The 14,419-nt window shown below is 69.5% G+C and carries 13 protein-coding genes and 2 tRNA genes; 7 read left to right on the forward strand and 8 right to left on the reverse strand.

Annotated features, from left to right (window positions below; all coding sequences use genetic code 11):
* Positions 1–122: 122 nt before the first annotated feature.
* From MKK52_RS20480 to MKK52_RS20495, 4 genes are all read right to left on the reverse strand, one after another.
* Entirely contained in the window at positions 123–836 is a 714-nt protein-coding gene (locus MKK52_RS20480) for an ABC transporter ATP-binding protein (RefSeq protein ID WP_243956999.1), read from the reverse strand.
* 10 nt (positions 837–846) lie between these two features.
* Positions 847–2,097: a lipoprotein-releasing ABC transporter permease subunit gene (locus tag MKK52_RS20485; RefSeq protein WP_243957078.1), complete on the reverse strand. Its 1,251-nt coding sequence runs from the start codon at positions 2,095–2,097 to the stop codon at positions 847–849.
* An 84-nt stretch (positions 2,098–2,181) separates the two neighbouring features.
* Positions 2,182–3,507, reverse strand: a complete 1,326-nt coding sequence (proS, locus tag MKK52_RS20490; RefSeq protein ID WP_243957001.1) for a proline--tRNA ligase — start codon at positions 3,505–3,507, stop codon at positions 2,182–2,184.
* Between the two features lie 479 nt (positions 3,508–3,986).
* Complete coding sequence (locus tag MKK52_RS20495; protein ID WP_243957003.1) at positions 3,987–4,184, reverse strand: hypothetical protein; 198 nt, start codon at positions 4,182–4,184, stop codon at positions 3,987–3,989.
* A gap of 177 nt (positions 4,185–4,361) precedes the next feature.
* On the opposite strand from MKK52_RS20495, the gene MKK52_RS20500 reads away from it, so the two are divergent.
* Positions 4,362–4,643, forward strand: a complete 282-nt coding sequence (locus MKK52_RS20500) for a hypothetical protein (protein WP_243957005.1) — start codon at positions 4,362–4,364, stop codon at positions 4,641–4,643.
* Positions 4,644–4,769: 126 nt separating this feature from the next.
* On the opposite strand, the gene MKK52_RS20505 is transcribed toward MKK52_RS20500, so the two are convergent.
* The 4 genes from MKK52_RS20505 to rocF form a co-directional block, all read right to left on the reverse strand.
* Positions 4,770–4,845 (reverse strand) — tRNA-Asn (locus MKK52_RS20505).
* Between the two features lie 184 nt (positions 4,846–5,029).
* Positions 5,030–5,103: transfer RNA gene (locus tag MKK52_RS20510), tRNA-Cys, on the reverse strand.
* A gap of 104 nt (positions 5,104–5,207) precedes the next feature.
* Positions 5,208–6,056 (reverse strand): urease accessory protein UreD, encoded by an 849-nt coding sequence (locus tag MKK52_RS20515; protein ID WP_243957020.1) that lies wholly within the window; start codon positions 6,054–6,056, stop codon positions 5,208–5,210.
* 5 nt (positions 6,057–6,061) lie between these two features.
* On the reverse strand, positions 6,062–7,024 hold the full coding sequence (gene rocF / locus MKK52_RS20520) for an arginase (RefSeq protein ID WP_243957029.1): 963 nt from the start codon (positions 7,022–7,024) through the stop codon (positions 6,062–6,064).
* A 170-nt stretch (positions 7,025–7,194) separates the two neighbouring features.
* On the opposite strand from rocF, the gene urtA reads away from it, so the two are divergent.
* From urtA to MKK52_RS20550, 6 genes are all read left to right on the forward strand, one after another.
* Positions 7,195–8,490 carry an urea ABC transporter substrate-binding protein gene (gene urtA / locus MKK52_RS20525; protein ID WP_243957036.1) on the forward strand — a complete coding sequence of 432 codons (1,296 nt, stop codon included), beginning with the start codon at positions 7,195–7,197 and terminating at the stop codon, positions 8,488–8,490.
* Positions 8,491–8,558: 68 nt separating this feature from the next.
* Positions 8,559–10,133: an urea ABC transporter permease subunit UrtB gene (gene urtB, locus MKK52_RS20530; RefSeq protein ID WP_243957038.1), complete on the forward strand. Its 1,575-nt coding sequence runs from the start codon at positions 8,559–8,561 to the stop codon at positions 10,131–10,133.
* 5 nt (positions 10,134–10,138) lie between these two features.
* On the forward strand, positions 10,139–11,293 hold the full coding sequence (gene urtC, locus MKK52_RS20535) for an urea ABC transporter permease subunit UrtC (RefSeq protein ID WP_243957080.1): 1,155 nt from the start codon (positions 10,139–10,141) through the stop codon (positions 11,291–11,293).
* 14 nt (positions 11,294–11,307) lie between these two features.
* A complete protein-coding gene (gene urtD, locus MKK52_RS20540) occupies positions 11,308–12,093 on the forward strand; it encodes an urea ABC transporter ATP-binding protein UrtD (protein ID WP_409564705.1) in 786 nt (261 codons plus the stop codon).
* Between the two features lie 2 nt (positions 12,094–12,095).
* Positions 12,096–12,791: an urea ABC transporter ATP-binding subunit UrtE gene (urtE, locus tag MKK52_RS20545; RefSeq protein WP_243957054.1), complete on the forward strand. Its 696-nt coding sequence runs from the start codon at positions 12,096–12,098 to the stop codon at positions 12,789–12,791.
* Positions 12,792–12,893: 102 nt separating this feature from the next.
* Positions 12,894–14,419, forward strand: a 1,526-nt coding sequence (locus MKK52_RS20550) for a cache domain-containing protein (protein WP_243957056.1), incomplete at its 3' end; no start/stop codon positions are given.

A 14,419-nucleotide genomic window follows, 5' to 3' on the forward strand; every position in this document is an offset into this window, starting at 1 on the left:
CCGCCTCCCGCATTCGTTGAGGCAGTATGTTCTTGTTTTGTTCTTTTGGAAATGGAGTTTTGCACGTCAGGCGAGTGACTTTCGAAGATGGTCAATGAAGGGTTGCGAAGCGGCTCGGCCGGCTAATCCAGCGGCGTGATCTGCCCGTCGCGGATCGTCACCCGCCGGTCCATGCGGGCGGCGAGGTCGAGGTTGTGGGTCGCGACCAGGGCGGCGAGGCCGGAGGCCCGCACCAGGGACATCAGCACCGAGAAGACATGGCCGGCGGTGCCGGGGTCGAGGTTGCCGGTGGGCTCGTCGGCCAGGAGCAGCCGGGGGCCGTTGGCGACCGCGCGGGCGATGGCCACCCGCTGCTGCTCGCCGCCCGACAGTTCCGCCGGGCGGTGGGCGAGCCGGGCCTGCAGGCCGAGGAAGGTCAGGAGTTCGGAGGCCCGCGCCTTCGCCTCGCCGCGCTTCAGGCCCCGGATGAGCTGGGGCATCATCACGTTCTCCAGCGCGGAGAATTCCGGCAGGAGGTGATGGAACTGGTAGACGAAGCCCATTTCCTCCCGGCGCAGGCGGGTGCGCTCGGCATCGGCCATCGCGGAGGTCGGGCGTCCGCCGATATAGACCTCGCCCCCATCCGGCCGTTCCAGCAGGCCGGCGAGGTGGAGGAGCGTCGACTTGCCGGCCCCCGAAGGCGCCACGAGGGCGACGAGCTCCCCCGGCCAGATCGCGAGATCGGTCCCGCGCAGGATGTCGAGGGCGCCCTCGGCCTGGGCGTAGCGCCGCTCGACCTGCGCGAAGAACAGGGCCGGCACCGGCGGGGCATCGGCTGGCTGGGGGCCAGAGCTCATGGTGATGGCCTCAGCCGTAGCGCAGGGCCTGCACCGGATCGAGCCGGGCGGCGCGCCACGAGGGATACAGGGTGGCGGCGAGCGACAGGAGCAGCGTGGTCACCACCACCGCCGTGATCTCGCGCGGGTTCATCTCGGCGGGGATCTCGGCGAGGAAGCGCACCGTCGGATCCCAGGCGCCGGGGAAGAGGAAGCGCTGGATCGGCTTGATGTTCACGGTGATGAGGATGCCGAGCACCAGCCCCGAGAGGGTGCCCACCACCCCGATCAGCGCGCCGTTGATGAGGAAGACCCGCATCACCGTGCCCGGCGTCGCGCCCATGGTCCGCAGGATCGCGATGTCGCTCGACTTGTCGCGCACCAGCAGGATCAGGCCGGAGACGATGTTGAGCGTCGCCACCACCACGATCAGGCTGAGGATCAGGAACATCACGTTCCGCTCGACTTCGAGGGCCCCGAAGAAGGTCCGGTTGCGCTGGCGCCAATCCGTGAGGAGCAGGGGCCGCTCGGCCGCCATCTCCAGGGGCTCGCGCATGTCTCCGACATGGTCGGGATCATCGACGTAGATCTCGATCAGCGAGACGTCGCCCTCGCGGTTGAAGAAGGTCTGCGCCTCCGCGAGGGGCATGAACACGAAGGTCTGGTCGAACTCGGTCATGCCGACCTCGAACACCGCCTTCACCGTGTAGCTCTTGGTGCGCGGCGCCGTGCCGAAGGGCGTCGAGGCGCCCTTGGGCGTCGAGAGGGTGATCGTGTCCCCCGCCTGCAAGCCGAGGGTATCGGCCAGCCGCTTGCCGATCAGCACGCCGCTGCCGTCATCGAAGCCTTCCAGCGTGCCGCCCCGGACGGAGGTGGTGACGGCGGCCAGCGAATCGAGATCCTGGGCGCGGATGCCCCGCACCAGCACACCCGAGCCGCCATATTGCGAGGAGGCGAAGGCCTGCCCCTCCACCAGCGGCACCGCCGCCTTCACCCCCGCGACCTTCGACAGGCGGTCGGACAGGTCCTGCCAATCGGTGAAGGAGCGGTCGATGGGCGTGGCGAAGAGATGGCCGTTGATGCCCACGATCTTCGAGAGCAGTTCGGCGCGGAAGCCATTCATCACCGAGAGCACGATGATGAGGGTGGCCACACCCAGCGCGATGCCGAGCACCGAGAAGAAGGCGACCACCGAGACGCCGCCGCCCCGGCGCCGGGCGCGGAGGTAACGGCCGGCGAGCAGCCACTCGAAGGGCGCGAAGGGCGGCGTGCCCGCCTTCATGTTGGCGGCGAAACCGGAGGCCCAGTCCGCCGCGCGGCCCCTTAGCCGGCCAACCATCGGTGCGAGCCCCGCCATCGGGCTGCCTTAGACGCGCTTGATGCGGGCCAGCAGGTCGATGGAAGCAAGGCTCTCCCGCTCGCCGCCGGCCCGCCGCTTCAGCTCGATCTTGCCCTCGGCGAGACCCTTCGGCCCGACGATCACCTGCCAGGGCAGGCCGATCAGGTCGGCGGTGGCGAACTTGGCGCCCGGCCGCTCGTCACGGTCGTCGTAGAGGACGGAGAGGCCGGCGGCCTCCAGCTCGCCCTGGATCTGCGCGCAGGCGGCATCGGTGCCCGCATCGCCGACCTTGAGGTTGATGAGCGCCACGTCGAACGGGGCGACCGCGTCCGGCCAGATGATCCCGGCCTCGTCGTGCGAGGCCTCGATGATCGCGGCGACCAGCCGGCTCGGGCCGATGCCGTAGGAGCCCATGTGGACCGGGCGCTCAATGCCGTCCGGCCCGGCGACCTTGGCGCCCATCGGCTCGGAATACTTGGTGCCGAAATAGAAGATGTGCCCGACCTCGATACCCCGGGCGGAGAGGCGGCTCTCCTCCGGAACCTCGGCGAAGGCGGCCTCCTCGTGCATCTCCTCCGTCGCGGCGTAGCGGGAGGTCCAGGCGTCCACGAGGCCCTGCAGCCCGGCGACGTCGTCGAAATCCACCGTCTCCGGCGGAGTTTCCATGTCGAGATAGGCGTGATCGCAGAACACCGCGCTCTCGCCCGTCTGGGCGAGGATGATGAACTCGTGCGAGAGGTCGCCGCCGATCGGGCCGGTGTCGGCGCGCATCGGGATCGCCTTCAGGCCGAGCCCGGCGAAGGTGCGCAGGTAGGCCACGAACATGCGGTTGTAGGCGTGGCGGGCGCCCGCCTGGTCGAAATCGAAGGAATAGGCGTCCTTCATCAGGAACTCGCGGGAGCGCATCGTGCCGAAGCGCGGCCGCACCTCGTCCCGGAACTTCCACGAGATCTGATAGAGGTTCTTCGGCAGGTCCTTGTAGGAGCGCACGCTCGCCCGGAAGATCTCCGTGACCATCTCCTCGGCGGTCGGGCCGTAGAGCATCTCGCGCTCGTGCCGGTCCTTCAGGCGCAGCATCTCCTTGCCGTAGGCGTCGTAGCGGCCGGATTCCCGCCACAGCTCGGCGGATTGCACCGTCGGCATCAGGATCTCGACGGCGCCCGCGCGGTCCTGCTCCCGGCGGATCACGTCGCACACCTTATTGAGCACCCGCAGGCCGAGCGGCAGCCACGCGTAGATGCCCGCCGATTCCTGGCGCACGAGACCCGCGCGCAGCATCAGCCGGTGGGAGACGATCTCGGCTTCCTTGGGCGTCTCGCGCAAGGTCGGCAGGAAGTAGCGGGAGAGACGCATCGATCGCTTCGAACGGGAGCCTTGCGGGGCTCGGTGGCCCCGGCGCGGGGCACACAACACGTCACTGTGGCAAAATACAAGCGGATCGTGGTTCCGGCGAAAGATCGCTCCGGTTTCTCGCGGCGAAGATCCGCAACCGGGGCGCGAACACGCCGTTCCCCGTGGCCGGCAAAAAAGCGCAGATTTTTTCTCCGACCCCGGTGACAGCACGCATTGTTGTTCCTATAAGCGTGCCGCGATGTTTGCGACGCCCGAGAGGGCCGGCGCAGGGTCCGAGTCTCGGGAGGAAAAACCGGCCACCACGCAGGCAATGCGTCGGGCAAACCAAGGCCGAAAGACTGCCATTTCTAAAAGCAAGGCCTTGTGGCCTTGCTTTTTTGTTTGTGCGCACCCCGCCGAGATCATGGAGAGGCGACCGAAGCCTTTCCGTTACGGCCACGTTTACTTCAACCCCACGCTGTATTCGTGAGGCGGCGACCTCAGCGAATGCCGGCCTCGGCGAGCTCGCGGCGCCAGAGGGAGGCGGAGATCTGCGCGCCCTTCTCGGTGGTGAAGGCATAGGGCGACTGGCGCAAGGCGGTCCCGTCCGGTCGGCGGATGATCCAGCGGAAGCTCGGCGACGCGCCCGTGCAGGGCACGATCTCGACGGTGTGGGTCTGATCGATCTGTACGCTCATGCAGCACTAACGTTCGCAACCGCGAGATTGCTCCGCGCGGCGTTCTGCGGAGCCCCCGGCTGTGGCGCGGATACCACAATGGTTGGTTGATCTGTCCCAGTAAGGATAAGCTGCCACACTCTGCCCGAACCGACCCCGCAAGGATTGCGCATTCGAGGAACAGGAGCGGCGGAGCCGATGAACAAGCGCAGCCAGCAGGCGGACGAGGCGACGGTCGTGGCCTTTCCGGCCCGGCTCGCACCGACGGTCGCCGACGAGGCGGTCGCGTCGGTGATCGAGGTGTTGCAGGAGCAACTGGTCCTGGCGCGCGAGGGCAAGCTCCGCTCGGTGGCGGTGGTGTCGGTCTCGGCGGACGGCGAGGCGATCGGCACGCAATGGTCCTGCCGCAAGGGCGACCTGACCAGCCTGATCGGCAAGCTGACCGTCCTCACCCACGACATGATGGCCTCCCGCGAGTAGCGCGGGTCGGAGCGCTCCGTCCTTTGGGATGGGGCGTCCGCACAATCGAGATTAAACACAGTTGCAACGCCCGGACCTCTCACGGGGTCGGGCGTCGGATCGTGTGCGATGTGCGAGGGAGCGAAGTGGCTCCCCGAGCAGGACTCGAACCTGCGACAAGGCGATTAACAGTCGCCTGCTCTACCAACTGAGCTATCGGGGATCGCGGGGGTGTCTCTACACAGCGCTGGCGGAGGGCGCAAGCCCTGTTTGCCGGGATAAAGGCCGGCGATGCCCCCGTGGCCGAAAGGCAACGCCTAAGACAGCCGCCAAGGACAGGGGCGAAACGCCAAAAGCCCCGGCCTTGCGGGCGGGGCTGTGTCGAACCGAGCGATCGAGAAAAGGGTTGGAGGCCTCGGAGGGAATCGAACCCCCGTACAAGGATTTGCAGTCCTCTGCGTCACCACTCCGCCACGAGGCCATCCGGTCGCGGCGCAAGGCCGCGCGGGGCCTGGCGGATGGCCCCGGAGGCCGCGTCTCTAGCAGAGGTCGGCCCCGGCAGGCAACGGGCGAGACGCACCCAATTCAGGTCTGCCACACCCGCGGCATCGGCAGGCCGCGATAGGCCGCCGTGAACCGGGCCATGCGCTCGCGCAACGGCCCCACAATCGGCCCGAGCATCCGCAGAACGAGATGCCCGTTCCAGGCGCTTGCCGCCGCCTCGATCCCCTCCTCCGGCCGCTGGAGCCCGGCGAGGATCGCGCGGGCCTCCTCCAGCCGGGGCTCGGCGCCGGGGGAGGCGTCGAGCAGGGTCGCCGCCGCCCCGGCCCCGCCGCCGATGGCGGGGCGGGCCAGCAGGTCCGTCACCGGGCCTTCGAGGAGGGCCGTGTCGGCATAGGCGAGGCGCCCGCCCCGCCGCACCCGCCACGCATCGGCGAACAGCCCCTGCCCGATCCGCTCCCGCCGGGCCGCCCGGCCGAAGGCGACAATCTCCACCGCCAGCAGCCCCGCATCGGCCGCGAGGTCCACTTCGAAGCGGCGGCGCAGCCGCGCGTGGTCGAAGAGGATCGTCTCCTGCGGCAGCCACGCCAGCTGCGCGCCCTCCCCGATCCGCACCCGGTTCTCGATCACGCTGTCCGGCCCGTCCGAGCGGTAGATCTTCTCCGCCGCCGCGGTGGTGAAGACGAGGTCGCTGCCGCCCGCGAGGTCGAGATCGACGTGGAAGATGTCGCCGCAGGCGATGCCGCCCGCCGTGTTGACCAGAACCGCCTCCGGCACGTCCCCGACGCGGGGAAAGCGCAGGCGCGAGGGGCCGGATTCGGCGAGGTCGCGCAGGCGCGTCGGCCCGCCCTCCCCGCTCGGCCCCACCGCGAGGCGGATCGTGCCCACGGAGCGCTGCCGCAAGGGGGCGCCGTTTGCCTTTTCCGTGTGCATCGCCCTCACCCGCGCGCTGCCTGTTCCGCAGGCAGCGGCTCCGGCGAGGACGGCCGGTCGAGGATGCGGCGGCCGAACAGGCTGGCCACCAGCTCCACCAGCACCCGCGCCGAGCGCCCGCGCTCATCGAGGAACGGGTTCAGTTCGACCACGTCCAGCGAGCCGACGAGGCCGCAATCGTGCAGCATCTCCATGATCAGATGCGCCTCGCGAAAGGTCGCCCCGCCCGGCACCGCCGTCCCCACGGCCGGCGCGATGGACGGGTCGAGGAAGTCGATGTCGAAGCTGACATGGAGATGGGCGCCGGCCTCGGCCGCCCGTTCCAGCACCCGGCGCAGGGGCGCGACGACGCCGAACTCGTCGATCTCCCGCATGTCGGTGACGCCTACTTTCCGGGCACGGACCAGGGCGCGCTCCCCGGCATCCACCGAGCGCAGGCCGAAGAGATGGACCCGGCGCGGGTCCAGCGGCGGCGGCGCCGGCTGGCGGAATAGGGCCGTGAAGCCGGGCTCGCCGCAGAGCGCCGCCAGGGGCATTCCGTGGACGTTGCCGGAGGGCGAGGTCTCCAGGGTGTTGAAGTCAGCATGGGCGTCGAGCCACAGCACCATCAGCGGCCGCCCGGTGCGGGCGCAATGGCGCATGGCCCCATCGACGGAGCCGAGCGACAGGCTGTGGTCGCCTCCGGCGGCCAGCGGCACCGCCCCTTCGCCGAGCGCCGCCTCGACGGCCTCCGAGAGCGCCTGCGCCCAGGCGGCCACCGCCGGCAGGCCCGTGGCGCCGGGCGCGAGGCCGGCGGGGGCGATGTCGCCCCGGTCCTCCACCGTATGGCCGAGGTCCCGCAGCGTGCGCACCAGCCCGGCGGTGCGCAGGGCCGCCGGCCCCATGAGCGCGCCCGGCTCGTGGGTGCCGACCTCGATCGGCGCGCCGATCAGGGCGATGCGCTGCGGGGCCGCGTCGGACTCATGCATCGTCGCTCTCTCCGGACTGACGGGCGGGCTTTAGCAGAGACCGGACCGCGCCGGCATGACGGCGCCGGTTTGTGATCGCTCCGGGACTTCAATCCACGGTTTTGCCCAAAAAACTGGCACGGCCATTGCCTAAGCCTGCGACGTCTCGTGCAGACGACAAGGGGAAGACAGTGAAGACTTGGAAGACCTGGAGTTCGGCCGCCGCGCTGGCCGCCGGCCTCGCCCTCGGTACGCTCTCGACGGGCGCCGCACGGGCGGAAGAGACCATCAAGGTCGGCATCCTCCACTCGCTGTCGGGCACGATGGCGATCTCGGAGACGACCCTGAAGGACGTCATGCTGATGCTCATCGCCGAGCAGAACGCCAAGGGCGGCGTCCTCGGCAAGAAGCTGGAGCCGGTGGTGGTCGATCCGGCCTCGAACTGGCCGCTCTTCGCCGAGAAGGCCCGCGAGCTGATCTCGAAGGACAAGGTCTCGGCCGTGTTCGGCTGCTGGACCAGCGTGTCGCGCAAGTCGGTGCTGCCGGTGTTCAAGGAACTCGACAACATCCTGTTCTACCCCGTCCAGTATGAGGGCGAGGAGAGCGAGCGCAACGTGTTCTACACCGGCGCCGCGCCGAACCAGCAGGCGATCCCGGCGGTGGATTACCTGATGTCCGAGGATGGCGGCGGCGCCAAGCGCTGGGTGCTGGAGGGCACGGATTACGTCTACCCGCGCACCACCAACAAGATCCTCGAAGCCTACCTCAAGTCCAAGGGGGTCGCGGCCGAGGACATCATGATCAACTACACGCCGTTCGGCTTCTCCGATTGGCAGACCGAGGTCTCGAAGATCAAGGCGTTCGGCTCGGCCGGCAAGAAGACCGCCGTGGTCTCGACCATCAACGGCGACGCCAACGTGCCGTTCTACAAGGAACTCGGCAACCAGGGCATCAAGGCCACCGACATCCCGGTCGTCGCCTTCTCGGTGGGCGAGGAAGAGCTCGCCGGTATCGACGCGAAGCCGCTGGTCGGCCACCTCGCGGCCTGGAACTACTTCGAGTCGATCAAGACGCCGGAGAACGAGGAGTTCATCAAGAAGTGGCAGGCGTTCAAGAAGAACCCCAAGGCCACCACCAACGACCCGATGGAGGCGAGCTACATCGGCTTCAACATGTGGGTGAAGGCGGTCGAGAAGGCCGGCACCACGGACCCGGACAAGGTCATCGCGGCCCTGCCGGGCATCGAGCAGAAGAACCTCACCGGCGGCACCGCCCAGATGCTGCCCAACCACCACATCACCAAGCCGGTCTTCATCGGCGAGATCGAGGCGAATGGCCAGTTCGACGTGGTGTGGAAGACCGACAAGCTGATCCCCGGCGAGGCGTGGTCGAAGCAGCTCGACGGCTCGAAGGACCTCGAGGCCGATTGGGTGAAGCTCAATTGCGGCAACTACAACACCAAGACCAAGAAGTGCGGCGGGGCGTAGCCGCCTGAACCTCCCTCCCCCCGCCCGGGGGGAGGGACCGTCCGGCCCGGCCCACCCGAAATGACCCGATGACCCGCCTTCTCACCCTCCTGTTCCTGCTCCTCGCCGGCCCGGCGCTCGCGCAGGCGCCCGACCCCTACGCGCAGCTTGCCGGCGACGGCTATGCCGAGATCGAGGCCGGCGTCGCGGGGCTCGCGGCGAGCGGCGACCCACGGGCGGGGGTGATCCTCTCGGCCCTGTCGGACGGGCGGCTGCTGGTCCGGCCCTCGGACAAGGCGCTGCTGATCCGCCAGGGCGCCGGGGTCGTCGACGCGAGGACCGGCGCCGCCGCGCCCGACGATCCCGCCCTCAAGCCCGTGCGCGCCAACAACCGCGTCCGCCGCGGCATCGAGGCGGCGCAGGGCCAGTTGAATCTCGTGAGCCCCGATCCGGCCAAGCGCCGGGAGGCGGCCGATGCCGTGTTCAAGGCCCGCGACGCCGCCGCCCTCCCCGCCCTCGACACGGCGCTGGCCCGCGAGAAGGACGCGGGCGTCAAGCAGGTGATGAGCGAGGCCCGCGCCGCCGTCCTCCTCGCCAAGCCCGGCACGGCCGAATCCGAAAAACTCGCTTCCCTGCCCGCCATCCAGGCGCGGGGCGACGGCGACGCCATGGGCATCCTGCGCGGCCTTGGGGCCGATCCGAGCGAGGCGGTGCGCGCCGCCGCCGGCCGGGGCATCGCGGCCATCGAGACGCGGCTCGCGATCCTCGGGGCGCTGCAGAACGTCTGGTACGGGATTTCGCTCGGCTCGGTGCTGCTGCTGGCGGCGATTGGGCTGGCCATCACCTTCGGTGTGATGGGCATCATCAACATGGCCCACGGCGAGATGGTGATGCTCGGGGCCTACACGACCTACCTCGTGCAGGAGGCGATCCGCACCAAGGCGCCGGCCCTGTTCCCGTGGTCGCTGGCCATCAGCATCCCCTGCGCCTTCCTCGTGGCGGGGCTGGTCGGGGTGCTGATCGAGCGGTTCATCATCCGCTTCCTCTACGGGCGGCCGCTGGAGACCCTGCTCGCCACCTTCGGCGTCAGCCTCGTGCTCCAGCAGGCTGTGCGCTCGCTCTTCGGGCCGACCAACCGGGAAGTCGGCGCCCCGGCCTTCATGAGCGGCGCCTTCGATTTCTACGGCCTCTCGATCACCTGGGGCCGGATGTGGATCATCCTGTTCTCCCTGGCCGTGTTCCTCGGCCTGCTGTTCGTCCTGCGGAAGACCTCGTTCGGGCTGAAGACCCGAGCCGTCACCCAGAACCGGCGGATGGCCGCCGCGATGGGCATCCGCACCCCTTACGTCGATGCCCTCACCTTCGGGCTCGGCTCCGGCATCGCCGGGATCGCGGGGGTGGCCCTGTCGCAGATCGACAACGTCTCGCCGAACCTCGGCCAGGGCTACATCATCGATTCGTTCCTCGTGGTGGTGTTCGGCGGCGTCGGGAACCTCTGGGGCACGCTGGTCGCGGCCCTGACGCTCGGCGTCGTGAACAAGCTCGCCGAGCCGTATATCGGCGCGGTGCTCGCCAAGATCGGGCTCCTGATCTTCATCATCCTGTTCATCCAGAAGCGCCCGCGCGGGCTGTTCGCGCTCAAGGGCCGGGCGGTGGAATCGTGAGCGCCATGCCCTCCCGCACCCGCCTCATCGACCTGAAGGGCTGGATCTTCCTTGGCCTGCTGGCGGCCTTCTGCCTCGCCGTGCCGGTGCTGAACCTCGCCGTGCCGGAGGGCTCCGGGCTGCACCTGCCGACCTATCTCGTCTCGCTGTTCGGCAAGTACCTCGCCTACGCCCTGCTCGCCGTCAGCCTCGATCTCGTCTGGGGCTATTGCGGCATCCTCTCGCTTGGCCACGGGGCGTTCTTTGCGCTCGGCGGCTACGCGATGGGCATGTACCTGATGCGCCAGATCGGCAGCCGGGGCGTCTACGGCAATCCGGTCCTGCCCGACTTCATGGTGTTCCTGAACTACAAGAGCCTGCCCTGGTACTGGCTCGGCTTCGACCATTTCGCCTTCGCGGCCTTGATGGTGCTGCTCGTGCCGGGGCTTCTGGCCTTCGTGTTCGGCTGGCTCGCCTTCCGCTCGCGGGTGACGGGGGTCTACCTCTCGATCATCACCCAGGCGATGACCTACGCCCTGATGCTCGCCTTCTTCCGCAACGACATGGGCCTCGGAGGCAACAACGGCCTCACCGACTTCAAGGATCTTCTGGGATTCAACGTCCAGGCTCGGAATTTCCGCGTCGGCATCTTCGTGGCGACGGGGATCGCCCTGGCGCTGGGCTACCTGATCGCCCGGGCGATGACGGTCTCGGCCTACGGCAAGATCCTGATCGCCGTGCGCGACGCCGAGAGCCGCACCCGCTTCCTCGGCTACCGGCCGGAGCACTTCAAGACGTTGGCCTTCACCGTCTCGGCGATGATGGCGGGCGTGGCCGGCGCCCTCTACGTGCCGCAGGTCGGCATCATCAACCCCGGCGAGTTCGCGCCGGGCAACTCCATCGAGGCGGTGATCTGGGTCGCGGTCGGCGGGCGCGGGACGCTGGTCGGCGCGGCGCTCGGCGCCGTGATCGTCAACTACGCCAAGACCATCCTGACCGGGGCGATGCCCGATGCGTGGCTCTTCGCGCTCGGCGCCCTGTTCGTGGTGGTGACGCTGTTCATGCCGCGCGGCATCGTCGGGACGCTCATGGAGAAGTTCGGCAGCCGCCGGGCGGCGGCGAAGCTCCCGCCGGAGCCCGAGATCGCCCCGAAGCTCGCGGAAGAGGGACGAGGCTCGTGAGCGACACCGCCGTGATCGACCGCCCGGAGACTTCCGCCGGCCCGGCCAACAAGACCAAGGTGACAGGGGCGCTCCTCTACGTCGATGACCTGCGCGTGACCTTCGACGGCTACAAGGCCCTGCGCGGTCTGTCGCTGACGCTTCTGCCGGGGGAGATGCGGGCGATCATCGGCCCGAACGGCGCCGGCAAGACCACGATGATGGATTGCATTACCGGCAAGACGAAGCCCGACAGCGGCATCGCCCTGTTCGACGGCGCGCACGACCTCCTCGCCCTGGACGAGCCGGCCATCGCCGACCTCGGCATCGGCCGTAAGTTCCAGAAGCCCACCGTGTTCGAGAGCCACACGGTGGCAGACAACGTCCTGCTGGCGCTCAAGGGACCGCGCGCGGCGGCCGCCTCCCTGTTCGGATGGCGCAACCGCGTGGCGGCCGAGCGCATCGACGCGATCCTCACCACGGTCGGCCTCATCGCTCACCGCGCCCGCCCGGCGGCGGACCTCAGCCACGGCCAGAAGCAATGGCTGGAGATCGGGATGCTGCTGGCGCAGGACCCCAAGCTCCTCCTCGTGGACGAGCCGGTGGCGGGCATGACCGACGCCGAGACCGCCCAGACCGCCGAGCTGCTGCGCCGGATCGCGGGGGACCACGCCGTGGTGGTGGTGGAGCACGACATGCATTTCGTGCGGGCGCTCCAATGCCGCGTCACCTGCCTGCACGAGGGCGCGGTGCTGGCGGAGGGCTCCATCGACGCGGTCTCGGCCGACCCGAAGGTGGTCGAAGTGTATCTGGGGCGGTGACCATGCTGAGCGTCGAAGGCATCGACCTGTATTATGGCGCGGCGCAGGCCCTGCGCGGCGTCTCCCTGACCGCCGAGGCCGGGCGGGTGACGACCGTGCTCGGGCGCAACGGCGTCGGCAAGACCTCCCTGCTCCGGGCCATCGTCGGGCAGCAGCCGGTCAAGGGCGGCGCGATCCGCCTCGACGGCCGGGAGATCCAGGGACTTGCCCCCTACGACCGGGCGCGGGCAGGCATCGCCTTCGTGCCCCAGGGACGGGAGATCTTCCCCCTGCTCACCGTGAAGGAGAACCTGGAGACCGGGTTCGCGCCCCTGAAGCGGCGCGACCGCCACGTCCCCGCCGAGATCTACGACCTGTTTCCGGTCCTGAAGGACATGCTGCACCGGCGCGGCGGCGACCTCTCCGGCGGGCAGCAGCAGCAGCTCGCCATCGGCCGCGCCCTCGTCACCCGCCCGAAGCTCCTCGTCCTCGACGAGCCGACGGAGGGCATCCAGCCCTCGATCATCAAGGATATCGGCCGGGCCATCACCTACCTGCGCGGCAAGGGCGAGATGGCGATCGTACTGGTCGAGCAGTATTTCGAATGGGCCCGCGATCTCTGCGACAGCTACGCCGTGATGGATCGCGGGCAGGTCGTGCTGGCGGGTCCCCGCGCCGGAATGAACGAGGCCGAGGTGCTGCGCTGGATGTCGGTGTGAGTGGAAACCGCTCATCTCCGGCGCGAGAACGCAGGGTCCTTAAATCTCCCTCAAGGCAAAGCTCCTAGCGTCCCCTGCAATCAGAGTTTGCAGGGATCTGTCATGCGTCTTTCTTCGCGGCTGAGTGCGCGCCTTCCGGCGATGACCATCGGCTTGGCCCTCATGAGCGCCGCGACCATGGGGGGCATCAGCTGGTACTCGGCGCGGACGAGCCTGCTGAAGGCGGCGAGCGAGCGGCTTCACCTCGCCGCCTCGGCCCGGCAGGACAGCATCGAACTCACCGCCGACCGGATGCAGGCGGATTTCGTCGCGGTGGCGGCGCATCCGCAGATCGTCTCGAACTTCCCCGACCTGATCGAGACCCTCGATCCCGCCAAGCCCGAGACGGCCGGCATCGTGGACGCCTTCCGCGCGCCCAAGGCCGTCGCGGAGCGGATCGCCCTCGACGGCGGCCCGGCGGCGGGCATGTACGGGCGCCGGCACGGCAAGGTGCAGGAGATCGCGCGCAAGCTCGTGGCCCAGCCGGGCTACGCCGACCTGATGTTCCTCGATGAGGCGGGCCGCGTCGTCTACACGACCACGAAGGGGGAGGATTTCGCTGCCACCGTCGCGGACGGCCCGCTGAAGGCCACCGGCCTCGCCCGCCTCGTGGAGCGCCTGAAGACCGCCGAGCCGAACGCGGTCCTGTACGAGGATTTCGCCCCCTACCCCGTGGGCTCCGGCCCCTCGGCCTTCGTCGGCCGGGCGATGTCGAAGCGCGCCAACGTCGCGATGGGCACCTCGCAGGCGGTGGAGCGGATCGGCTTCGTCGTGATGCGCGTGACCCCCACCCTGTTCGATCAGGTGCTCGCCAAGCGCACCGGGCTCGGCGAGACTGGGCAGGTGCTCGCCGCCGGGCCGGACGGCGCCCTGCGCAGCAACCCGCCCCTCGCCCCGCAGGCGAAGGCCGGCTCGCCGGTCTCGGGGCTCGGCCTCAAGGTCGCCGACATCACCGGCCGCGAGGGCTTTACCTACGAGGCCGCCGACGGCCCGCAGATGGGCGCCGCCGCGACGGTCTCGGTCCTCGGGGCGCCCTGGACCGTGATCGCGGAGCAATCGCGGGCGGAGGCCCTTGAAGACGCGCAGGCGCTCTCGCGCACCCTGGTGATGATCGGCCTGATCGTCCTCGCCGCGACGGCCGGGCTCGGCCTGTGGCTCGCCCGCTCCATCGTGCGCCCGCTCGGCGCCCTCACCCGCGCCCTGAAGGCGCTCGCCGCCCGCGAGGATCTGGCCGAAGTGCCGGGCAGCCGCCGGGCCGACGAGATCGGCGACATCGCCCGCGCCGTCGTGACCATCCGCGATATGACGCTGGAGGAGGCCGCGCAGCAACTGAAGACCACCGAGGCCGCGCGCCTGCGCGAGGAGCAGGCCCGCCGGGCGATGCTGACGGACCTCGCGGACCGGTTCGAGCACTCGGTGGTGGGCATCGTCGGCGAGGTGACGGGGGCGGTGTCGAGCCTGGAGGGCACGTCGGGCACCATGCGCCACGCGGTCGGGGAGACGTCGAGCCGGTCGGCCAACGTGGCCAGCGCCGCCCACCAGACCGCCGCCAGCGTCAACACCGTCGCGGCGGCGGCGGAGGAGCTTGG

It is taken from the genome of Methylobacterium sp. J-067, assembly GCF_022829465.1.
Lineage (GTDB): Bacteria > Pseudomonadota > Alphaproteobacteria > Rhizobiales > Beijerinckiaceae > Methylobacterium > Methylobacterium litchii.